This window comes from Candidatus Mycobacterium wuenschmannii (assembly GCF_030252325.1).
GTDB lineage: Bacteria > Actinomycetota > Actinomycetes > Mycobacteriales > Mycobacteriaceae > Mycobacterium > Mycobacterium wuenschmannii.
Map to the genome: position 1 here is coordinate 2,331,474 of NZ_CP126981.1, position 20,885 is coordinate 2,352,358.

Genomic DNA, 20,885 nt, shown 5'->3' on the forward strand with positions numbered 1-20,885 from the left:
TGTTTAGTGTCTTGAACATGCGTTCAGTCGACGATCTCACCGCCGCGGCCCGCATCCGCGACGCGGCGATCGCCCAGTTCGGCGACAAGGGCTTCGGCGTCGGGTTGCGGTCGATCGCCGAGGCGGCCGGGGTGAGCGCGGCACTGGTGATCCACCACTTCGGCTCGAAGGACGGATTGCGCAAGGCCTGCGACGACCACGTCGCCGAAGAGATCCGCACCGGCAAGTCCGAGGCGATGAACTCCAGCGACCCGGCCACCTGGTTCGCCGCGATGGCCGAAATCGAGGAGTACGCGCCGATGATGGCCTACCTGGTGCGCAGCATGCAGGCCGGCGGCGACCTGGCGAAGACGTTCTGGCGCACGATGATGGACAACGCCGCGAGCTACCTCGACGAGGGCGTTCGCAGCGGCATCCTCAAACCCAGCCGCGACCCCGCGGCCCGGGCCAAGTACCTGGCCGTCACCGGCGGCGGCGGATTTCTGCTCTACATCCAGATGCACGACACCCCAACCGATTTGCGGGCCGTGCTGCGCGACTACGCCGACGACATGGTGTTGCCCGCGCTGGAGATCTACACCGACGGCCTGATGACCGACAGCCACATGTACGACGCGTTTTTGGCTCAAGCAGAAGGAGAAGATGGCGATGCATCCCATTGAGATTCACGGCCTGACAAAGGCTTTCGGTAAGGCACGGGCGCTCGACGGCCTGGACCTGACCGTCGGCGAGAGCGAGGTGCACGGCTTCCTCGGCCCCAATGGCGCCGGCAAGTCGACGACGATCCGGGTCCTGCTGGGCGTGGTGAAGGCCGACAGCGGCACCGTGCGCCTGCTCGGTGGCGACCCCTGGACCAACGCGGTGGAGCTGCACCGGCAGATCGCCTATGTGCCAGGCGATGTCACGCTCTGGCCGAACCTCACCGGCGGCGAGACCATCGACCTCTGGCCCGCATGCGCGGCGGCATCGACGAGCAACGGCGCGCCGAGCTGATCGAGCGCTTCGAACTCGACCCGCACAAGAAGGCCCGCACCTACTCCAAGGGCAACCGGCAGAAGGTGTCGCTGATCTCCGCCTTCTCGTCACGGGCCCGGCTGCTGCTGCTGGACGAGCCGAGTAGCGGCCTGGACCCGTTGATGGAAAACATCTTTCAGCAGTGCGTGGCCGAGGCCCGCGATCGCGGCGCCACCGTCCTGCTGTCCAGCCACATCCTCGCCGAGACCGAGCGCCTGTGTCAGCGGGTGACGATCATCCGCGCCGGACGCACCGTCGAGAGCGGGACGCTGGAATCGATGCGCCACCTCAGCCGCACGACGATCACCGCCGACCTGCTGCGCGACCCGGGCGACCTGACCCACATCCGCGGCGTCGAGGACGTCAGCTACGAGGGCACCGTGCTGCACGCCCATGTCGACAGCGAAGGACTCGGCGAGCTGATCCGGGTGCTCGGTGACACCGGGGTGCGCAGCCTGGTCAGCCAGCCGCCGACGCTGGAGGAGCTCTTCATGCGGCACTACGGGTCTGAGTTGGTGCGATCATGACCGCGGTGCTGGAGCGGCCGGCCCCGGTCGCGCACGCATCCGCCTTCACCGGGACGCTCGGCATGCTGCGGCTCTACCTGCGCCGCGACCGAATCGTGTTGCCGCTCTGGGTCTTACTGCTGTCGACCCCGCTGGCCAGCGTGTACATCGGCGGCATCGAGAAGGTCTACCCCGACCAGGCGGCCCGCACCGGCTTCGCCGCAACGATCATGGCCAGCCCCGCACAGCGGGCGCTGTACGGCAACATCTACAACGACAGCCTCGGCGCGACCGGCATCTGGAAGGCCGGCATGTTCCATCTGCTGATCGGCGTCGCGGTGATTCTCACCGTGATCCGGCACACCCGCGCCGACGAAGAGACCGGCCGCGCCGAACTGCTCGACTCGACGGCCGTCGGTCGCTACGCGAATCTCACTGCGGCGCTGCTGTTGTCGTTCGGCGGTTCGGTGCTCACCGGTGTGATCGGGGCGGCCGGGCTGCTGGCCACCAACGTTCCGGCCGCGGGGTCGCTGGCATTCGGCGCGGCGCTGGCCTGCTCGGGCCTGGTCTTCACCGCGGTCGCCGCGGTGACAGCCCAGTTGTCCACCAGCGCACGATTCGCCCGTGGGGCCGCATTTGCAGCGCTGGCAACGGCTTTCACGCTGCGAGCCGCCGGCGACGCCGGATCGCCCGCGCTGTCGTGGCTGTCTCCCCTGGGCTGGTCGCTGCAGGTCCGCCCGTACGCCGGCGACCGCTGGTGGGTGCTGCTGCTGCATCTGGCGTTGACGGCGGCACTGACGGCGGTGGCCTACCTGTTGCTCGGGCGCCGCGACGTCGGCTCCGGGCTGATCGCCGAGCGCCCCGGGCCCGGCACCGCAACACCGTTGTTGCGCAACGCCTTCGGGTTGGCCTGGCGGCTGGACCGTGGCGCACTCGTGCTGTGGACGGTCGGGCTCTGCCTGTACGGGATGCTGATCGGCAGCATAGTGCCCGGGATCGGCGACGAGCTCGGCGGCGACGCCGCGCGCGACATCGTCGTCCGGATGGGTGGCAGCAGGGTGCTCGAGCAGGCGTTCGTCGCCGCCGCGTTCACCATGCTGGGCATGATGGCGGCCGCGTTCGCCGTCTCGCTGATCCTGCGGCTGCACCAGGAGGAGACCGGCCAGCACGCCGAAACGCTGCTCAGCGGATCGGTGAGCCGAAGTCGTTGGCTGGCCGGGCATCTGGTGCTGGCCGTCGTCGGCTCGGCCCTGGCGATCGTGCTCGGCGGCTTGGTCGCGGGGCTGACCTACGGCGTCGCCGCCCACGACGTCGGTGGCAAGACGGCGATGGTCGTCGACACCGCGCTGGTGCAACTGCCCGCGGTGTGGTTGCCCGCCGCCGCGGCGGTGGCACTGTTCGGGCTGGCGCCGCGCTTCAGCCCGGTGGCGTGGGGCGTACTGGTCGGATTCGTATCGCTCTACCTGATCGGCGAACTGTCCGGCTTCCCGCAGTGGGTGCTCGACCTGGAGCCCTTCGCACACATTCCGCTTGTCGCCCACGACACTTTCACGCTCGTCCCATTGCTGGCGCTGCTCGCGATCGACGCCGCGTTGATCACGCTCGGCCTGGCGGCCTTCCGCCGCCGCGATGTGCAGGCATAAGGAGGTCTGTCTCTGATGAATACCCTTGTCAAAGGCTCACTCTCGGCCGTTCTCGGCCTGGTGGCATTCGGATTACTGGTGTTCGTCCCGGCGGGCACGACGCACTACTGGCAGGGTTGGGCGTTCCTCACGGTGTTCGCGCTGTCGACGTGGATCCCCACCGTCTACCTGATGCGGACCAACCCCGCCGCCCTGGAGCGTCGCATGCAGGCCGGGCCGAAGGCCGAAACCCGGCCGCTGCAAAAGATTCTCATCACCGTCATCTTCCTCGCGTTTCCGGCCACCTTCATCGTCTGCGCGCTCGACTGGCGCTACGGGTGGTCGCAGGTGCCCGTTGCCCTGTGTGTCGCCGGCGACGTGCTGGTCGCCGCCGGTCTCGGCGTGGCCATGCTGGTGATCATCCAAAACAGTTACGCCGCGGCCAATGTGCGCGTCGAGGACGGCCAGACCCTGGTCTCGACCGGGTTGTACGGGCTGGTGCGCCACCCGATGTACACCGGCAACGTGCTGCTGATGGCGGGCATCCCGCTGGCGCTCGGCTCGTACTGGGGCCTGTTGCTGCTCGTCCCCGGAATGCTGGTGCTGGTCCTGCGGATTCGCGACGAAGAGGAACTGCTGACGCAGGACCTCAGCGGGTATCGCGAGTACACCGGGCGGGTGGGCTACCGGCTGCTGCCCTACGTGTGGTGATTTTCGCCGCGAAACTGAAGCCACGGTCGTAGTTCGGCCGAATTCACGGCCCTGGCTTCGGTTTCGCGACAAAAGCCGAGCCGGTTAGATCCAGACGCCCTTACCCACGGCGACCACACCGCCGGCGCTGATGGAGAACCGCTCGCGGTCCTTTTCCAGGTCGACCCCGACCATCTCGCCCGGCCCGATGACGACGTTCTTGTCCAGGATCGCGTGGCGCACCACCGCGCCGCGGCCGACGCGGGCCCCCGGCATGAGCACGCTGCCCTCGACGATCGCGCCGTCGTCGATCACGACGTTGGACGAGATCACCGAATTGCGCACGGACGCAGCCGAGATGATGCTGCCCGCGCCGACGACGGACTCCTGAGCGGAGCCGCCGTAGACGAACTTCGCCGGTGCCAGGTTCTCCGCCGCCCCGAGGATCGGCCAGCGCCGGTTGTAGAGGTTGAACACCGGATGCACCGACACCAGGTCCATGTGGGCCTCGTAGAACGCGTCGAGCGTCCCGACGTCGCGCCAGTAGCCCCGGTCGCGTTCGGTGGCGCCGGGGACGTCGTTGTCGTCGAAGTCGTAGACCGCGGCCCGGCCGTCGGCCACCAGGCGCGGAATGATGTCGCCGCCCATGTCGTGATCGGAGTGGTCCTCGTCGGCGTCGGCACGGATCGCGTCGAGCAACACCTTCGTGGTGAAGATGTAGTTACCCATCGACACGAAGGTGGCGTCCGGATCGTCGGGGGTGCCCGGCGGGTCGGTCGGCTTCTCAACGAAGCCGCGGATGCGGCCGTACTCGTCGGCGTCGATGCACCCGAACGCGCTCGCCTCGGCCCGCGGCACCCGGATGCCCGCCACCGTCGCGCCCGCGCCGCTCTCGACGTGGAACCGCAGCATCTGCTCGGGGTCCATCCGGTAGACGTGGTCGGCGCCAAAAACCACGATGTAGTCCGGATCCTCGTCATAAATCAGGTTGAGCGATTGGTAGATCGCGTCGGCCGATCCGGTGTACCAGCGCGGGCCGAGACGCTGCTGCGCCGGCACCGGGGTGATGTACTCGCCGGCCAGGCCCGACAGCCGCCAGTTCTGCGAAATGTGGCGGTCGAGCGAATGCGACTTGTACTGCGTGAGAACGCAGATGCGCAGATATCGGGCATTGACCAGATTGGACAGGACGAAGTCGATCAGGCGGTAGGCGCCGCCGAAGGGAACCGCGGGCTTGGCGCGGTCGGCGGTCAACGGATACAACCGCTTGCCCTCACCTCCGGCCAGCACGATGCCCAGCACGTGCGGTGCTTCCCTCATGCAACAAACCTAACGGCCGTCGTGAACCCCTGCCAGATCAAACCAGCTATACCCACGTCGTGGGACCCTCCATCACGACGAGACGACGGTCACATGTCGGTGAGGGGTCGCCCCCTGCAGGGTCCGGCGACGGCTACTACGGTGCCGGGTATGCGCGTGGCGATGATGACTCGGGAGTATCCGCCGGAGGTCTACGGCGGGGCCGGCGTGCATGTGACCGAACTCGTCGCGCAATTGCGCAGCCTGTGCGAGGTGGATGTGCACTGTCAGGGCGCGCCCCGCGACGGCGCGTTCGCCTATCAGCCCGACACCCAACTGCGCGGCGCCAACCCGGCGTTGTCGACGCTGTCCACCGATCTGGTGATGGCGGGTGCCGCCGCGGCGGCCGACGTCGTGCACTCGCACACCTGGTACGCGGGGATGGCCGGACACCTGGCGTCGCTGCTGCACGGCGTGCCGCACGTGCTGACCGCGCACTCGCTGGAGCCGTTACGGCCCTGGAAAGCCGAGCAGCTCGGCGGCGGGTACCGGATCTCGTCCTGGGTCGAACACACCGCGGTGAATGCCGCCGACGCCGTCATTGCCGTCAGTGCCGGGATGCGTGAGGACGTCCTACGGGTGTATCCGACCGTCGACCCCAACCGAGTCCACGTCGTGCGCAACGGAATCGACACCGAGGTCTGGCATCCCGCCGCGCCGGTGCCGGGCGAGTCGGTGCTGGCCGACCTCGGAGTCGACGTCACTCGTCCGATCGTCGCGTTCGTCGGCCGGATCACCCGGCAGAAGGGCGTCTCGCATCTGCTGGCCGCTGCCCACGAATTCGCACCCGATGTCCAGTTGGTGTTGTGCGCCGGGGCGCCCGACACCCCGGAGATCGCCGCCGAGGTGAGTGCCGGGGTGGCCGAACTGGCCGCCGCGCGCAGTGGGGTGTTCTGGGTCCGGGACATGTTGCCGACCGGCAAGATTCGCGAAATACTCTCGGCAGCAACGGCTTTCGTATGCCCGTCGGTGTACGAGCCGTTGGGGATCGTCAACCTCGAGGCGATGGCCTGCGGGACGGCGGTGGTGGCCTCCGATGTCGGCGGAATCCCCGAGGTGGTCGACGACGGCGTGACCGGGTCGCTAGTGCACTACGACGCGGACGACGCGGCGGGCTACCAGAAGCGGATCGCCGAGGGGGTCAACGCGTTGGTCGCCGACCCACAGCGTGCAGAACGGTACGGCGCCGCGGGACGGCAGCGCTGCATCGCGGAGTTCTCCTGGGCGCAGATCGCGCAGCAGACGCTGGAGATCTACCGCAAAGTGTGCGCGTAAGGCGCGGAGCTTAGCTCGTGACGCCCTTGAGCTCGTCGCCCAGTGCAGCGGCTTCGTCCGGTGTCAGCTCGACGACGAGTCGGCCACCGCCTTCCAGCGGTACCCGCATCACGATGCCGCGCCCCTCCTTCGTCGCTTCCAGTGGACCGTCACCGGTCCGGGGCTTCATCGCCGCCATCGAGCGCTCCCTCCAGAGTCGAGCTGGCCCGTCAACTGCACATTCACCAGACCATTGTTCCCTATCCGCGCGAATAGGTGCACATGACCTCCGGCTCGGCGTTTCCGGCGGCCCCTCAGGCGGCCGTCCGCGGCACCCAGCACGCGGCCAGGTGATCGTCGACCATCCCGGTCGCCTGCATCAGCGCGTAGGCCGTCGTCGGGCCGACGAAGCGGAACCCCCGGCGCTTCAATTCGCGTGCCATGGCGGTGGATTCCGGGGTGATGGCGGGCACGTCGGACAGGGTCGCCGGCCGCGTCCGGGTAGCCGGCGCGAACGACCACAACAGCTCGGAGAGGTCGACGTCGAGGTCGGCGACGGCCCGTGCGTTGGCGATCGTCGCCTCGATCTTCGCCCGGTTGCGGACGATGCCCTCGTCGGCCAGCAGGCGGGCTACGTCCTTATCGGCGAAGCGGGCGACGTTCTCGGGATTGAAACCCTTGAACGCCTTCCGGAAGTTGTCCCGTTTGCGCAGGATGATCAGCCAGGACAGGCCGCTCTGGAAGGCTTCCAGGCTCATCCGCTCGAACAGCGCGACCGCGCCGCGCAGCGGCTGGCCCCATTCGGTGTCGTGGTAGTCGCGGTAGAGGTCGAAATCGGCGCTGCCCGGCTTGCCGACCGCCCAGTCGCAGCGGACCAGACCGTCGTCAGGCGTGGCCATCGGGCACCTCCTCAGCCGCATCGTCCGTCGGCTCGTCGACCGCGACCGCGGCGTGCACCGACGACAGCTGGCCGCGCAGCAGGTCGAGTTCCTGGCCGAGCCGGTCCAGCACCCAGTCGACTTCGCTGGTCTTGTAGCCGCGCAGCGTCTGGGTGAACTTGACCGCGTCGACATCGCCGCGCGTCACGCCCGAGGCCGGGAGGACCGTCGGCGTGGTGCCACGAGGCAGCGGCGGTAGGGACTCCCCGCGGCCGAACAGCAGACTGGCCACCCCGAACAGCACGATCGCTACCAGGACCAACACCACCACGTAGAGCAACACCAATGCCACGGCACCGATATTGCCCTATCGGTCCGACGAGGGTGTGCAGGCCTGTTAGTGGCGCGGCCGGATCGCCTTCATCGGCGGCCGGTCGGCCAGCGACACCGTCGATGTGCGCGGCGTGTAGCCGTCACCGTCGACGAAGAACTGCGTCAGGCCCACACCGGAGTCCGGGATGCCGCAGCGCGACAGCAGCGTCGCGACCACCTGGCGGCTCATCGGGCCCAGCTCGGCAAGCGGGCGGTTGCGGTGCGCCCGCACCCCGAGATTCACCTGGGCGATCCCGTCGAGGCCCAGCCGATCGTAGGTATCGACGAGCAGGCCGATCTCGACCCCGTAGCCGGGCGCGAACGGCACCGAGGTCAGCAGCTCGCGGGAGGCCGCGTATTCGCCACCCAGCGGCTGCAGCACGCAGCCCAGCTCCGGCCGCAGCGCGGCGAGCAGGGGCCGGGCCACCAGCTCGGTGACCCGCCCGCCGCCGGTGGCGCCCTCGCGTCCGCTGGCGTCGTGGGCGTTGAGCGGTCGTCGATAAAAGCTCTTGACGAGGTGAATGCCGTCCTCGGTGAGCAGCGGGCCGAGCAGTCGCGGCACGAACATCGGGTGCGGCTCGATCAGATCCGAGTCGACGAAGACCACAAAATCGCCGCTGGTGGCCGCCAGCGAGCGCCACAGCACCTCGCCCTTGCCCGGCCGCGGCGCGACCTCCGGCAGCGCCTGCTCACGGGTGACGACCTTGGCGCCGGCGGCGATCGCCCGGATCTCGGTGTCGTCGGTGGAGCCCGAATCGAGCACGATCAGCTCGTCGACCAGGCCGCCGACCAGCGGCGAGATGCTCTCGATCACCGATTCGACGGTGTCTTCCTCGTTGAGAGCGGGCAGCACCACCGAGATCGTTCGGCCCGCCTTGGCCGCGACGAGTTCCTCGACCGTCCACTGCGGACGGGTCCAGCTGCGGTCGGCCAGCCAGACGTCGCCGGGCGAGGCGGCCAGCGCCCCCTCGGCGACGAGATCGACCAGCTCAGAAGCCGTCATGCCAGTCCTCTCACCGTGCGCGCCGGCGGGCGTTGCCCACTGATCGACGCCACCATCTCCAACACCCGCCGGGTCGGCCCGACTTCGTGAACCCGGAACATCCGGGCGCCCGCCGCGGCCGCCAGCGCGGTGGCGGCCAGGGTTCCCTCGAGACGTTCGGTCAGGTTCACTCCAAGAGTCTCCCCGACGAAATCCTTGTTGCTCAACGCCATCAAAATCGGCCATCCGGTGTTTACAAGATCTTCCATGTGCCGCAACAGCGCCAACCCGTGGAAAGTGTTCTTGCCGAAATCGTGCGTCGGGTCGATCACGACACGATCGCGGGCCACGCCGGCGGCGACCGCCCGGTCCGCGGAAGCGGTGAGTTCGGCGACGACATCGTCGACGACGCCGCGGGTGCTGGTGCCGTAGCTGACCCGGAACGGGCGGGTGCGCGGCTGGGCGCCGCCGGTGTGCGAACACACCAGGCCGGCGCCGAATTCGGCCGCTACCTCGGGCATCGCGGGATCATAGCCGCCCCAGCTGTCATTGATCAGATCCGCGCCCGCCCGGCACGCCAGCCTCGCCACCTCCGAACGCCAGGTGTCGATGCTGATCAACTGGTCGGGATACGCGCCGCGCAGCCACTCGATGAACGGCACCACGCGGTCGATCTCGGCTGCCGTGTCGATGGTCTCCCCCGGGCCCGCCTTGACGCCGCCGACGTCGATCACATCGGCGCCCTCGGCGATCAGCCGGTGCACGGCGGCCCGGGCGGCGTCGTCGGCGAAGTTCGCGCCGCGGTCGTAGAACGAGTCCGGGGTGCGGTTGACGATCGCCATGATCAGTGCGCGATCATCGCTCACCGAGCGACCGCACAGGGTGGACGACACCAGACCATGGTGCCTGGTGCCGGCACTATGCGGAGCTGAGGGTGGTCCAATCTCACCAGCAACATCCGTCACTGAGTCGGTGGGCATCCACTTTTCGTGTCGTGACCGCCGGCGATATCACCCACCGGAGTGATATCGCATGTGGTCACGATTCCAAAAAAGAGAGCCACCCGAGAGCCGGTACTGATGTGACGCGTGGGGTCTAGCCCTGCGGCCGCTTGCCGCTGGCAACTTCCTCGGGATAGTCGTCGTAGAACGGCACGTACCCCTCGTCGCGCCCGGCCAGCACGTAGACCGGGTCCTCGATCTCGGAGTCGTAGGCCTGGTCGCGCAGGTCGACCTTGCGGCTCTTGAACGTGCTGGTCGCTTCGAGCGACTCGACCAAGCGGACGAACAGCGGCAGCGCGTAGGCCGGCAACTTGTCGTAGACCGTTTGAGCGACGGACTTGCCGTCGAACTCGGCGCCGTCGCGCAGCTTCACCGCGGCCATGCCCGCCCGGCCGCCGGTGTTGGGCACCTCCACCCCGAAGACCGTGCACTCCTCGACGGCCTTGTCGGCACCCAGCGCGCGCTCCACCTGCGTGGTGGCGACGTTCTCACCCTTCCAGCGGAAGGTGTCACCGAGCCGGTCCACAAAGGCGGCGTGGCCCATGCCCTGCGGGCTCATCACGTCTCCGGTGTTGAAGTAGACGTCGCCCTTGCGGAAAACGTTGCGCACCAACTTCTTTTCGCTCGCCTTTTTGTCGGTGTAGCCGTCGAAGGGCTGCAGCTTGCTGACCGGGCTGAGCAGCAGACCCGGTTCGCCGGCGGGCACCCGCTGCACCTTGCCGTCCTCGCCGCGCTGTGGTTCGCCGGTGTCGGCGTCGTAGGCGACGTAGGCCACCGGCATCGCCGCCCAGCCCGCCGACCGCGGCACGTTGAAAACGTTGATGAACGCGGTGTTTCCCTCGCTGGCCGCGTAGAACTCGCAGACCCGCGGGATGTTGAACCGCGCGGTGAACTCGTCCCAGATCTCCGGGCGCAGGCCGTTGCCGGCAATCATGCGCACTTTGTGGGCCTGGTCGGTCCTCTTCTCGGGCTGGTTCAGCAGGTAGCGGCAGATCTCGCCGATATAGATGAAAGCCGTTGCGTCGCTGGCGATTACCTCGTCCCAGAACCTCGACGCCGAGAACGACTTGCCCAGCGCCAGCGTCGCTCCCGAATTGATCACCGATCCGACCGCGACGGTCAGCGCGTTGTTGTGATACAGCGGCAGGCAGCTGTACAACGTGTCAGAACCCTTGAGCCGCAAGCCAAGTCCGCCGAACACCGCCAGCGCGGACAGCCATCGCTTGTGGGTCATCACGCTGGCCTTGGGGTGCCCGGTGGTACCGGAGGTGAAGATGTAGAACGCGGTGTCCTTGGCCAGCACCGTCGATGCCGACGGCGGGTTGGTGGTCGGCGCCGTGGCCCCCAGCCGCTCCATCTCCTCGATGGTGGTCGGCTCGATGGGGGCGCCCCCGCAATCGGCGATCGGATCGACGAAGTCGGACTCCACCACCAACGCCTTCGCGTCCAGCAGGCCGATGCTGTGTGACAGCACGTCGCCGCGCTGGTTGTAGTTGAGCATCCCGGCGACCGCGCCGCACTTGACCGCGGCCAGCATCATCAGCACCGCGTTGGGTGAGTTGCGCAGCATGATCCCGACGACGTCGCCGTGGCCGACCCCGCGGGCGGCCAGCACCGCCGCGTACCGGTTAGCGGCGGCGTTGGCTTCGCGGTAGGTCAGTTGCTGGTCGCCGAAGCGGATGAAGACCCGGTCGCCGTAGCGTTCGGCCCGGTCTTGGAAGACCTTGCCGATCGAGATCTTGAAGTTCGGCTGCGCCCGGGCCAATGTGAGCATCCCGCGGGCGATCACCGGGAGGTCGGCCAGCAGTTTGGGTGCCCGGGTCGCGATATCGATCAGACCGATCGAAGTGTGGTCACCGGATTTCTTGTCGGACATGGCGGCCAGCCTATCGACGGCCAGCAAAGGCGCTCAGCGGGGTGCGCACGCCGCAATCGCCGCCTCGATCTCGTCGACGATCACCAGTCGGTCCATCGCCACCTGCGCGACATATCCACCGTCCACCAGCCCCGACAGCCACGTCCGCAGCCCGTCGTAGTGGCCGTTCGGATCCAGTAGCACCACCGGCTTGTCGTGTGCGCCTAAGTATCCGCCGGTCCAGGCCTCGAAGAACTCCTCGAGGGTGCCGATGCCGCCCGGCAGTGCGATGAATGCGTCGGCGCGGTCTTCCATGATCTGTTTGCGCTCGCGCATGGTGTCGGTGACGATCAGCTCGTCGGCGTCATGGTCGGCGACCTCGCGGCTTACCAGCATCTTCGGGATGACGCCGACGGTCCAGCCGCCCCGGGCCCGAGCCGCGGTCGCCAGCGCGCCCATCGCCGAGACGTTGCCGCCTCCCCAGACCAAAGTCCAGCCGCGCTCGGCGATCGCCTCGCCGAGTTCGGCGGCCAGCGCCAGCAACGCCGGGTCAGTGGGTCCGGACGCGCAATAGACGCAGATCGCGTGCACAGACGAAACGTAGACCACCGTTGTCGCCGAGCGCATTTGGGCCTAACCGCATACGCCGCGGTGCCCGGGCCATAAAATCCGGCGGTGCCGAGTCCCTGGGTTGCCGCGCCACCGGAGGCCGCGCTGCGTGCGATCGCGGCCGGGTTGGAGGATGCGCAGCATTCCGGCGTGGCGATCGCCGGCGCTGACGGGGTGGGCAAGACGACGCTGGCCCGCGGCGCCGCCCCGGCCGACGCGCACTGGGTCCGGGGAACCGCGACCGAGCGGTCGATCCCGTTCGGCGCGTTCCGCGCGCTGCTGGCCGACCTCGAGATCGGCGACGACGATCGGCCCGCCCAGCTGCTGCGGTCCGCACAGGACCAGCTGGCCGGCTCGGGTCACTTCGTCGTCGACGACGCGCACCACCTCGACCGGATGTCCGCGACGCTGGTCTACCAGTTGGCCCTGACCGGTTCGGCGACGCTCATCGTGACGGTCCGCTCCGGCGCGGAGCTGCCAGAGGCCGTGCGGGCGCTCTGGGACGACGGGTTGCTGGCCCGGGTCGAGGTCGCGACGCCGGACACGGCCGCCTCGCTGCCGGCGACGGTCGACGACTTCCTGGCCGGCCTTCCGGAGGCCGCCCGCGCGACGCTGGACTACCTGGCGCTGGCCGAGCCGCTGCGGCGTGACGACCTTGCGGCGCTGGCCGGTGCCGACGCGGTCGCGCAGGCCGAGGCCGCCGACGCGGTCACCGTGGACGCCGACGGATACGCCTATGCGGCGCACCCGCTTTACGCCGCCCGGGCGGGCGCGGCACAGCCACCGGACACCGCACGAGCGCTGCGGCTGGCGCTGGCCGAGCGGCTTTCGGAGACGCCGAGTGGATGGGTCGGCGACCAGCTGCGCCTGGCCTCGCTGGCGGTCGACGCAGACGCTCCGAGCGACCACCTGGTGACCGCGGCGCAGCAGGCTCTGCGGTTCGGCGAGCTGACCCTGGCCGAACGGCTGGCCCGCGCGGCACTGGATCGCGCCGAGGGCCTGGCCGCGCGGCTGGCGCTGGGCTACGCGCTGGCCTGGCAGGGCCGCGGGCTGCAAGCCGACGCTGTGCTGGCCGAGGTCGATCCCGAACGACTGTCTCCGCCGGAGGTGATGGCGTGGGCGCTGCCGCGGGCGGCCAACCAGTTCTGGATGCTCAGCGAGCCGGCGCAGGCCACCGCGTTCCTGCAGACCACCCGCAGCCGGGTCGATTCGCCGGGCGCGCAGGCCACCCTCGACGCCCTCTCCGCGACGTTCGCGATGAACGCCGGCACCCCGCTGCGCACGTTGCGGATCGCCGAGGAGGTGCTGGCATCACCGCACGCCGACGCGGTGGCGGTCGGTTGGGCCTCCTCGGCGGCGGCGCTCAGCTCGGCCCGCACCGGGCGGTTCGAGGACGTGGAGGCCCTGGCCCGGCGCGCCACCGCCGCCGATCATCCCGGCCTGCTGCGGTTCACCAGCGGCTTCGGCCGGATCACCGCGCTGCTGATGGCGGGCCGGCTGACCGAGGCCCGGACGCTGGCCCAGCGCTACACCGACTTCGCCGAACTGCAGCAGCCCGGCCGGGCGATCGGCGAGACGCTGGTCGGCTACGTCGCGATCGCCCAGGGCGACTTCGAGGACGCCGTGACGCTGCTGAGCCGGGCGACCGAACCGCTGGCCCGCACCGGCTACTCGTGGGGGCCGCTGTCACTGATGCTGCTGTCCCAGGCGCTCGGCCAGCAGGGCGAGCAACTGCATGCCGGCAAGGTGTTGAGCCGCGCCGAGCAACTGCACGGGCTGAAGTCGGCGCTGTTCGCACCGGAGTTGGCGCTGGCGAGGGCCTGGTCGAGGGCGGCCCACGGCGACACCACCGGCGCGATCGAGGCCGCCCGCGAGGCCGTGCAGACCGCCGAGCGCGGCGGGCAGTCGGCCGTCGCGCTGCGCGCGCTGCAGGACTGCGCGCGACTCGGCGACCTCCGGGCCGCGCAGCGGGCCGGACGTCTGGCCGGCGAGGTGAACTGCGTGCTCGGTCGCTTGACACTGGCGCACGCCCGGGCCCTGACCGCCGGCGACGTAGCAGCGCTGGCCGAGGTCGCCACCGACCTGGCCGATCGCGGGCTGCATCCCGCGGCCGCCGACGCGAAAGCCCAGGCCGAGCGCCTATAGTATTTGCTGACTGTTTATCCGTAGCCCGCGTTACGGATTTCCTCCTCTACTGAAAGATGTCCTTCATGATGCACGGATTTCCGTGTGTCCTTAAATCAGTATATGGGCGATGAGCTAGGTATTTACCGCTGTGCGCCCGGAGCCAGTGGTGGATCGATGGCTTGTGTCGCATTTCGCGGTTTCAAATTTCTCAGGAGAATTGCCGCGCATTTATAAGTTTTGCTAAGTGTCCGCGAATAACGTCATTTACATTCGTACCTAGTAATTCGAGGAGCTGAGACAATGGCCATCTCATTGGCATCAGTCCGCCGCTTCGCAGTAAGTGCGGTCGGCACGAGTGCCCTCGCGGGCGCACTACTGGCCAGCGCCACCTCGGTGGCGAACGCGGCGCCCAACCCCGCACCGGCATCGGCCGGATCGGCTCATGTCGGTCATCCCGCTCACCCCGGCGGTTGGGGTCCTGGTCCGGGCCCGGGCGGGCCTGGCCCCGGACCCGGCGGCTGGGGACCTGGTCCCGGACCGTGGGGACCTCCCGGCCCCGGACCCGCGGGATGGGGTCCGCCCGGTCCCGGACCATGGGGTCCGCCCGGACCGTGGGGTCCGCCCGGCCCAGGCCCGTGGGGACCTCCGCCGCCGTGGGGCGGGCCCGGTCCGTGGGGGCCACCCCCGCCGCCGTTCTAGGCGCACCGTAAGCGACGCCTCTAACCGCTCAGGTAGGCCCGCAGCATCGTCACCGCGTCGGTGATCCGATGCAGTGGCACCAACTCCTCGCGAGTGTGCGCGAGGTTGGGGTCGCCGGGTCCGTAGTTGACCGCGGCGATCCCGCGGGCGGAGAACCGCGCCACGTCGGTCCAGCCGTACTTCGCCCGCACCTGCCCCCCGGCCGCGTCGACGAGGGCCCTGGCCGCCGGCGCCGACAGACCAGGCAGTGCCCCGGCCGCGGAGTCGGTCGACTCGATCGTCACGTCGAGGCCGTCGAAGACGTCGTGGACGTGCCGCAGCGCGGCGTCGGCCGATCGATCCGGCGCGAAGCGGAAGTTGACCGTCACCGACGCCGCGTCGGGGATCACGTTGCCGGCCACGCCGCCGTCGATGCGCACCGCCGACAGGCCCTCCCGATAAACGCAGCCGTCGATGTCGACGGTGCGGGGCTGGTAGTCCGTGAGCCGGTCAAGGACAGCGCCCAGCTTGTGAATCGCGTTGTCGCCCAACCACGATCGCGCGGAATGCGCACGGGTTCCGTTGGCGCGGATCACCACCCGCAGCGTGCCCTGACAACCCGCCTCGATGAAGCCGCCGGTCGGCTCCCCCAGGATCGCCACGTCGGCGTCCAGCCAGTCCGGCAACTCGCGCTCGATGCGGCCCAAACCGTTTGCGGCGGAATCGATTTCCTCGCAGTCGTAGAACACCAGCGTCAGATCGTGGGCGGGTGCGGCGACGGTCGCGGCCAGATGCAAGAACACCGCGTCACCGGCCTTCATGTCGGTCGTGCCGCAACCATGCAACGACTCGGCGTCGCGGCGGCTCGGCAGATTCCCCGCCGCCGGCACGGTGTCGAGATGCCCGGCCAACAACACCCGGCTGGACAGGCCCCGCGAGGTGCGGGCCAGCACCGCGTTGCCGTTGCGGATCACCTCGAAGCCGCTCGTCTGCGCCCGCAGCGCGGCCTCGACCTCGTCGGCGATGCGCTCCTCGTGCCGCGACTCGCTGGGGATGTCGACCAGAGCCGCCGTCAGCTCGATCGGGTCACCGCGTAGGTCCAGCACGGTCCCAGCGTAGTGGGTGGGTAGCGTGGGTCCCGTGACTGCAGCTTCGGGTATTGGGCTGGCGACGATCGCCGCCAATGGATCGGTTCTCGACACCTGGTTCCCCGCACCGGAACTCATCGAGTCGGGCGAGACCGGGACGACGCGGTTGTCGGTGGCCGAGGTCCCCGACGAACTCGCCGCGCTGGCCGGCCCCGACGAGGAGCGCGACGTCGAGGTCGTGGTGGTGCGCACCGTGATCGGCTCGCTGGACGACAAGGCCGTCGACGCCTACGACGGCTACCTGCGGCTGCACCTGCTCTCGCACCGACTGGTCGCGCCGCACGGACTCAACGCCGACGGGTTGTTCGGGGTGTTGACCAACGTGGTGTGGACCAGCCACGGTCCCTGCGCCGTAGACGGTTTCGAGCTGACCCGGGCGCGGCTGCGGCGCCGCGGACCGGTCGCGGTCTACGGCGTCGACAAATTCCCGCGGATGGTCGACTACGTCGTGCCGAGCGGCGTGCGGATCGCCGACGCCGACCGCGTCCGCCTGGGCGCGCATCTGGCGTCCGGCACGACGGTGATGCACGAGGGCTTCGTCAACTTCAACGCCGGCACGCTGGGCGCGTCGATGGTCGAAGGTCGCATCTCGGCGGGCGTGGTGGTCGGCGACGGCTCAGACGTCGGTGGCGGCGCGTCGATCATGGGCACGCTGTCCGGCGGTGGCACGGAAGTGATTTCGATCGGCAAGCACTGCCTGCTGGGCGCAAACTCCGGGCTCGGCATCCCGCTGGGCGACGACTGCGTCGTCGAGGCCGGCCTGTACGTCACAGCGGGCACGAAAGTCGCTCTGCCGGATGGCAATTCGGTCAAGGCGCGCGAACTCGCCGGCAGCAGCAACCTGTTGTTCCGCCGCAACTCGGTGAGCGGGGCGGTCGAGGTCGTCTCCCGCGACGGCCGGGGCATCGCCCTGAACGAGGACCTGCACGCCAACTGAACGGCGATCCGGTCAGGGCACCCATCGCTGGGTGCAGTGCGCCCCCGTCATCGCGGGCGAACAGGTGAGCGTGAGGTGCTTGCCGGCGTGCGGGTCCGGCCGGACCTCCTGAGCCTGCTGGGCGCACTGGACGGTGGCGTCGGGCACGCAGTCCGGCCCCTCCGCGGTCGCCCGGGGCGAGACGCCGGTCGATCCGACGATCGCCAGTATCGCCGCGGCCCCGATCGCCGCCCGACGCGCGTATGACTGCACTGTCGCCCCCTTCGCCACCATTCGGCGGGCCCTTACCAACCCGGTCCAGTGACGGACATTAGTGCACTAAAGTAGACAAAGGTAGCGAAATAGGACCACGGGTCCTGTAATGTTGCTGAGCGTCTACGGATCCGGGTTATTGTCTACTGATGGACGACTCCGATAAGGATCCGGCTGTTGTGCTGCCGTACCTCGTGGGCCGCCCCCTCGCCGCCACCGAGGTCTACGAGGCGTTCGGCTATCGCAAGTCCGCGTACTACAAGGCGGTCCGCGAAGGCCGGTTGGTCACGGCCGACAGCCTGCTCAAAGCGGCGAAATATCTCCGGCTGAACCCGATCGACCTGCTCGTCCGGTTCGGGCTCATCCAGCACGAGACGGTCACCGAATACCTGGCGTCGGCGCGCGCCGCGCCCAAACTGCGCGACCTGCGCCCCGACCCGGGCAAACCGCCGGTCTGATCGCAGCAGAGGAGTCGCTCGCGACAATGATGTCCGCACTCATCATCGCAACCCTGGTCGTCGTCTTCTGCAGCCTGTGGATCCGTCGGCATACCTGGCGTTCCCGCTGGGAAGTGGACGCGAGTCTCAACATCGCGCTGCAAGGATGCGCCGTGCTGCTGATGTCGCCCTGGGCGTCGGAGACGCTCGGTCCGCCGCTGCACGACCTCTTCGGACGCTGGAACGTCGAGGATCTCGTCGGGCACATCTGCCTGATGTTCGCCGCCGCGGCGATCGTCGAGCACGGACTGGCCCGACTCGGAGACAATCTCGAGTGGCGCCGAATCTTCCGTCGGCACATCGAAGTTCCGCTGTGGCTTGGTGTTCCGGTATTAGTGGCGGTGTTCTTCGCGGCCAATGAGACCTACCATTCCGACCTGTTTCCCGCGCATGTCAGCACCGCATGGTTCGCCGCCTACTGGATTGTGCTGGGCGTTCTACTGGTGTACCTGTTCGGCTATGCGGCCAGGGTCATGCTGATCGTGCGCAAGGATCCCCGGTCTACCGTGACCGCCACCCTGTATCTGATATCGGCCGCATTTGGGTTGGCGGCCACCGTGATTCAGGTGACGACGGCAGAGGCCGGCATCGACATCACGCTGCCGGTCTGGTTGTGCGCCTGCCTGGGCGCCGTCGGTTTCGCCTACGGCTCCGCGCGGTCCTGGCTGGCCAAAGTGGCGTGGTTCGACGACGTCCGGGTCGCGCCACCACCACGAAAAGACTGTTGAGCCGGCATGCCCACGATGGCGGCCGCCAATCGGCCCGCCGTTAAGAACCCGTCAAGGATCTGCACAGCGCGTATCCCGGGCGCGCGATCGGGCAATGTGGACGTTGTACTTGGGCCGCGCCGCTTTGCGCCGATTTCCGGTCCGACGCGCGGATCGCCTCAAAGCTGCTCTCGCGCAACGTGTCAGGAGGCCGGCTGAGACCCACGCTCGCAACCTCTGTCTCTCACCGTCGAAATCACAAAGGAGAAAACTCGTGTCCTTCGTAACCGCGCAGTCGCCGGCGTTGACGGCTGCGGCGACCAAGCTGCAACACCTTGGCACCGCCATGGCCGCCCAGAACACGGCCATGGCCGCGCCCACCACCAACGTCGCTCCCGCGGCCGCCGACGGGGTCTCGGCCCTTCAGGCACTGCAGTTCTCGGCCTACGGCACCTGGTACCAACAGGTCAGCCAGCAGGCCGAGGCCGTGCACCAGATGCTGGTGAACACCCTCGGCTCCAACGCCGGCGCGTACGGCGACACCGAGGCGACCAACCAGGCCACCACCGGGTCCAATTCGCTGACCGGCCTGCTGAATTCGTTGACCGGAGGTGCTTCTCCGGCGGCGCCAGGAGACACCGGTATCTCTTCGAGCAGCGGTGCGGGTCTCGCGACTGCCTTCAACGGGTTGCAGAACTTCGGCGCCGCCTCCTCGGACATGTTCGACCTTTCACAGGGTCAGTACGCCCCGGAGGCGCAGGCCGCGGCCGACTCCTCGGGCTTGGCGGGCGGTGGAGCTGCAGTCGCAGTGCCGGCAACAACCGGGACGGCCGGGGCGGTGACCCCGATGGGCGGCGCGGGCCTGGGCGCGCTGCCGGTGACCGCCGGTGTGGGTCAGGCCTCGTCGATCGGCAAGCTGTCGGTGCCGCCGGCCTGGACCGTCAGCGAGGTGGGTGCGGCCAGCCCGGTGCCCACGACGTCGCCGGCGGCCGGCTGGACCAGCCCCGCGCCACATGCCGGGCAGGTCAACACGATGCCGGCCGGTGTTCCGTCGGTGGCCTCGGGTGGACGCAGCGGCCTCGGCGTCGGCGCGCCCCGTTACGGCGTCAAGCACACCGTGATGCCCAAGCCGACCGTCGTCTAATCCACAAAGCAACGAAAGAACAGGTGCACTGACATGGTTTTCGACTTCGCAGCAATGCCTCCCGAGATCAACTCCGCACTCATGTACACCGGCCCCGGATCGGGCCCAATGATGGCGGCCGCGGCAGCCTGGAACAGCACCGCCGCCGATCTGAGCACGACGGCGGCCGGCGCCCAGTCGGTGATCACGGAGCTGGCCGGCGGCGAGTGGCTGGGTCCGTCGTCGCTGGCGATGGCCAGCGCCGTGCAGCCCTACATCGAATGGATGGAGACCACCGCGGGCGAACTCGCCCAGGCGGCCAGCCAGGCGATGGCGTCGGCGGCCGCCTACGAGGCCGCCTTCGCGATGACGGTGCCGCCCCCGGCGATCGCCGCCAACCGCACCCAACTGGCCGCACTGGTGGCGACCAACTTTCTGGGCTTGAACACCCCGGCGATCCTGGCCACCGAAGCGCTCTACGCCGAGATGTGGGCTCAGGACGCCGCCGCGATGTACGGCTACTCCGCGTCATCGGCCAGCGCCGCGGTGCTCAGCCCGCTGACCGAGCCACCGCAGACCACCAACCTGGCCGGGCAGGGGGCACAATCGGCCGCGGTCGCCGGAGGTGCGGCGAACAACGCGCAGTCCGCCGGACTCAACAGTCTGGTGGGCAGTGCACCCAACGCCATGCAGGCCATGGCGACGCCGCTGGCCGCAGCGGCGGCCGACAACCCGATCGACGACTTCCTCTCCAACAGCCTGATATCGAATCTCACGAACGGTGGTTTCAACGTCGCGGCATGGCAGATGTTCGCCGCCATCCCGTCGGCGGTGCTGTACGCGAAGACGGTGGGCGACGCGACCGCCGGCGCGGCGGCCGCGGGCGGTGTAGCCGCCGGGTTGTCGAGTACCGCGGTTCCCGCCGTGGCCGCTGCACCGATCGCCGGCCTGGCGTCGACACCGGTGCTCGCGGGCATGGCCTCGTCGTCGACGGTGGGCGGCTTGTCGGTGCCGGCCGGCTGGTCGGCGGCGACGCCGGAGGCCGGCAACTCGCTGCTGGCCGGCTCGGGGTGGACGGCCCCGACCGAAGAGGGCATGGGTACGACGAACGTGGCGGCCGGCATGCCGGCGGTCGCGTCGGCCGGTCGCGGCGGCTACGGCTTCAGCACGCCGCGCTACGGGATCAAGCCGACCGTGATGCCGAAATCCGTTCTCGTGTAACCACAACCGAGGCTCCGCCGCTGACGTGGCCGCGCACCTTCGGGTGTGCGGCC

Annotated in this window: 20 protein-coding genes and 1 pseudogene; 11 read left to right on the forward strand and 10 right to left on the reverse strand. The window is 69.0% G+C overall.

Going from position 1 to position 20,885, the window contains the following annotated elements; all coding sequences use genetic code 11:
- The first annotated feature begins 17 nt into the window (after positions 1–17).
- The 4 genes and pseudogenes from PT015_RS10980 to PT015_RS10995 all read left to right on the forward strand — a co-directional run bounded on the left by PT015_RS10980 (position 18) and on the right by PT015_RS10995 (position 3,853).
- Positions 18–662 (forward strand): TetR/AcrR family transcriptional regulator, encoded by a 645-nt coding sequence (locus PT015_RS10980; protein WP_285190642.1) that lies wholly within the window; start codon positions 18–20, stop codon positions 660–662.
- Positions 643–1,541 (forward strand): annotated as a pseudogene (locus PT015_RS10985) (ATP-binding cassette domain-containing protein). The gene PT015_RS10980 and the pseudogene PT015_RS10985 overlap by 20 nt, the downstream one beginning before the upstream one ends.
- The gene (locus tag PT015_RS10990; RefSeq protein ID WP_285190643.1) at positions 1,538–3,163 is read left to right on the forward strand and encodes an ABC transporter permease; all 1,626 of its coding nucleotides are present in this window, start codon (positions 1,538–1,540) and stop codon (positions 3,161–3,163) included. The pseudogene PT015_RS10985 and the gene PT015_RS10990 overlap by 4 nt, the downstream one beginning before the upstream one ends.
- 15 nt (positions 3,164–3,178) lie before the next feature.
- Entirely contained in the window at positions 3,179–3,853 is a 675-nt protein-coding gene (locus PT015_RS10995) for a methyltransferase family protein (protein ID WP_285190645.1), read from the forward strand.
- Between the two features lie 84 nt (positions 3,854–3,937).
- Here PT015_RS10995 and glgC read toward each other — a convergent pair whose 3' ends face one another.
- Positions 3,938–5,152 carry a glucose-1-phosphate adenylyltransferase gene (gene glgC, locus PT015_RS11000; protein WP_285190646.1) on the reverse strand — a complete coding sequence of 405 codons (1,215 nt, stop codon included), beginning with the start codon at positions 5,150–5,152 and terminating at the stop codon, positions 3,938–3,940.
- A 150-nt stretch (positions 5,153–5,302) separates the two neighbouring features.
- On the opposite strand from glgC, the gene glgA reads away from it, so the two are divergent.
- Positions 5,303–6,466 (forward strand): glycogen synthase, encoded by a 1,164-nt coding sequence (glgA, locus tag PT015_RS11005; protein WP_285190647.1) that lies wholly within the window; start codon positions 5,303–5,305, stop codon positions 6,464–6,466.
- 10 nt (positions 6,467–6,476) lie between these two features.
- On the opposite strand, the gene PT015_RS11010 is transcribed toward glgA, so the two are convergent.
- From PT015_RS11010 to PT015_RS11040, 7 genes are all read right to left on the reverse strand, one after another.
- Entirely contained in the window at positions 6,477–6,644 is a 168-nt protein-coding gene (locus PT015_RS11010; protein ID WP_003406247.1) for a DUF3117 domain-containing protein, read from the reverse strand.
- Positions 6,645–6,759: 115 nt separating this feature from the next.
- Entirely contained in the window at positions 6,760–7,344 is a 585-nt protein-coding gene (locus tag PT015_RS11015; RefSeq protein WP_285190648.1) for a DNA-3-methyladenine glycosylase I, read from the reverse strand.
- Positions 7,331–7,675: a DivIVA domain-containing protein gene (locus tag PT015_RS11020; protein ID WP_285190649.1), complete on the reverse strand. Its 345-nt coding sequence runs from the start codon at positions 7,673–7,675 to the stop codon at positions 7,331–7,333. Before PT015_RS11020 ends, PT015_RS11015 begins: the two co-directional genes overlap by 14 nt.
- 45 nt (positions 7,676–7,720) lie before the next feature.
- Entirely contained in the window at positions 7,721–8,698 is a 978-nt protein-coding gene (locus PT015_RS11025) for a glucosyl-3-phosphoglycerate synthase (RefSeq protein ID WP_285190650.1), read from the reverse strand.
- Positions 8,695–9,657 (reverse strand): dihydropteroate synthase, encoded by a 963-nt coding sequence (gene folP / locus PT015_RS11030; RefSeq protein WP_390887967.1) that lies wholly within the window; start codon positions 9,655–9,657, stop codon positions 8,695–8,697. The genes PT015_RS11025 and folP overlap by 4 nt, the downstream gene beginning before the upstream one ends.
- Before the next feature lie 115 nt (positions 9,658–9,772).
- Positions 9,773–11,554 (reverse strand): long-chain-acyl-CoA synthetase FadD6, encoded by a 1,782-nt coding sequence (gene fadD6 / locus PT015_RS11035; protein ID WP_285190651.1) that lies wholly within the window; start codon positions 11,552–11,554, stop codon positions 9,773–9,775.
- Positions 11,555–11,587: 33 nt separating this feature from the next.
- Entirely contained in the window at positions 11,588–12,160 is a 573-nt protein-coding gene (locus PT015_RS11040) for a TIGR00730 family Rossman fold protein (RefSeq protein ID WP_285190653.1), read from the reverse strand.
- A 48-nt stretch (positions 12,161–12,208) separates the two neighbouring features.
- Between PT015_RS11040 and PT015_RS11045 the strand changes: the two genes are divergently transcribed.
- A complete protein-coding gene (locus PT015_RS11045) occupies positions 12,209–14,287 on the forward strand; it encodes an AAA family ATPase (protein ID WP_285190654.1) in 2,079 nt (692 codons plus the stop codon).
- A gap of 701 nt (positions 14,288–14,988) precedes the next feature.
- On the opposite strand, the gene dapE is transcribed toward PT015_RS11045, so the two are convergent.
- Positions 14,989–16,053: a succinyl-diaminopimelate desuccinylase gene (gene dapE, locus PT015_RS11050; RefSeq protein ID WP_285190656.1), complete on the reverse strand. Its 1,065-nt coding sequence runs from the start codon at positions 16,051–16,053 to the stop codon at positions 14,989–14,991.
- Positions 16,054–16,078: 25 nt separating this feature from the next.
- Between dapE and dapD the strand changes: the two genes are divergently transcribed.
- The gene (dapD, locus tag PT015_RS11055; RefSeq protein WP_285190657.1) at positions 16,079–17,032 is read left to right on the forward strand and encodes a 2,3,4,5-tetrahydropyridine-2,6-dicarboxylate N-succinyltransferase; all 954 of its coding nucleotides are present in this window, start codon (positions 16,079–16,081) and stop codon (positions 17,030–17,032) included.
- A 12-nt stretch (positions 17,033–17,044) separates the two neighbouring features.
- On the opposite strand, the gene PT015_RS11060 is transcribed toward dapD, so the two are convergent.
- The gene (locus PT015_RS11060; RefSeq protein ID WP_285190658.1) at positions 17,045–17,284 is read right to left on the reverse strand and encodes a hypothetical protein; all 240 of its coding nucleotides are present in this window, start codon (positions 17,282–17,284) and stop codon (positions 17,045–17,047) included.
- Between the two features lie 149 nt (positions 17,285–17,433).
- On the opposite strand from PT015_RS11060, the gene PT015_RS11065 reads away from it, so the two are divergent.
- The 4 genes from PT015_RS11065 (at position 17,434) to PT015_RS11080 (ending at position 20,832) form a co-directional block, all read left to right on the forward strand.
- Positions 17,434–17,742 (forward strand): hypothetical protein, encoded by a 309-nt coding sequence (locus PT015_RS11065; protein WP_285190659.1) that lies wholly within the window; start codon positions 17,434–17,436, stop codon positions 17,740–17,742.
- A 26-nt stretch (positions 17,743–17,768) separates the two neighbouring features.
- Complete coding sequence (locus tag PT015_RS11070) at positions 17,769–18,509, forward strand: hypothetical protein (RefSeq protein WP_285190660.1); 741 nt, start codon at positions 17,769–17,771, stop codon at positions 18,507–18,509.
- Between the two features lie 253 nt (positions 18,510–18,762).
- Positions 18,763–19,632: a PPE family protein, SVP subgroup gene (locus PT015_RS11075; protein WP_285190661.1), complete on the forward strand. Its 870-nt coding sequence runs from the start codon at positions 18,763–18,765 to the stop codon at positions 19,630–19,632.
- A 33-nt stretch (positions 19,633–19,665) separates the two neighbouring features.
- Complete coding sequence (locus PT015_RS11080; protein WP_285190662.1) at positions 19,666–20,832, forward strand: PPE family protein; 1,167 nt, start codon at positions 19,666–19,668, stop codon at positions 20,830–20,832.
- Positions 20,833–20,885: the final 53 nt, after the last annotated feature.

Coding starts and splice junctions, on each gene's coding strand:
- glgC (WP_285190646.1), bottom strand. CDS start 5,152: ATGAGGGAAGCACCGCACGTGCTGGGCATCGTGCTGGCCGGAGGTGAG.
- PT015_RS11010 (WP_003406247.1), bottom strand. CDS start 6,644: ATGGCGGCGATGAAGCCCCGGACCGGTGACGGTCCACTGGAAGCGACG.
- glgA (WP_285190647.1), top strand. CDS start 5,303: ATGCGCGTGGCGATGATGACTCGGGAGTATCCGCCGGAGGTCTACGGC.
- PT015_RS11065 (WP_285190659.1), top strand. CDS start 17,434: ATGGACGACTCCGATAAGGATCCGGCTGTTGTGCTGCCGTACCTCGTG.
- folP (WP_390887967.1), bottom strand. CDS start 9,657: ATGCCCACCGACTCAGTGACGGATGTTGCTGGTGAGATTGGACCACCC.
- PT015_RS10995 (WP_285190645.1), top strand. CDS start 3,179: ATGAATACCCTTGTCAAAGGCTCACTCTCGGCCGTTCTCGGCCTGGTG.
- PT015_RS11015 (WP_285190648.1), bottom strand. CDS start 7,344: ATGGCCACGCCTGACGACGGTCTGGTCCGCTGCGACTGGGCGGTCGGC.
- PT015_RS10990 (WP_285190643.1), top strand. CDS start 1,538: ATGACCGCGGTGCTGGAGCGGCCGGCCCCGGTCGCGCACGCATCCGCC.
- PT015_RS11025 (WP_285190650.1), bottom strand. CDS start 8,698: ATGACGGCTTCTGAGCTGGTCGATCTCGTCGCCGAGGGGGCGCTGGCC.
- PT015_RS10980 (WP_285190642.1), top strand. CDS start 18: ATGCGTTCAGTCGACGATCTCACCGCCGCGGCCCGCATCCGCGACGCG.
- fadD6 (WP_285190651.1), bottom strand. CDS start 11,554: ATGTCCGACAAGAAATCCGGTGACCACACTTCGATCGGTCTGATCGAT.
- PT015_RS11070 (WP_285190660.1), top strand. CDS start 17,769: ATGATGTCCGCACTCATCATCGCAACCCTGGTCGTCGTCTTCTGCAGC.
- PT015_RS11080 (WP_285190662.1), top strand. CDS start 19,666: ATGGTTTTCGACTTCGCAGCAATGCCTCCCGAGATCAACTCCGCACTC.
- PT015_RS11040 (WP_285190653.1), bottom strand. CDS start 12,160: ATGCGCTCGGCGACAACGGTGGTCTACGTTTCGTCTGTGCACGCGATC.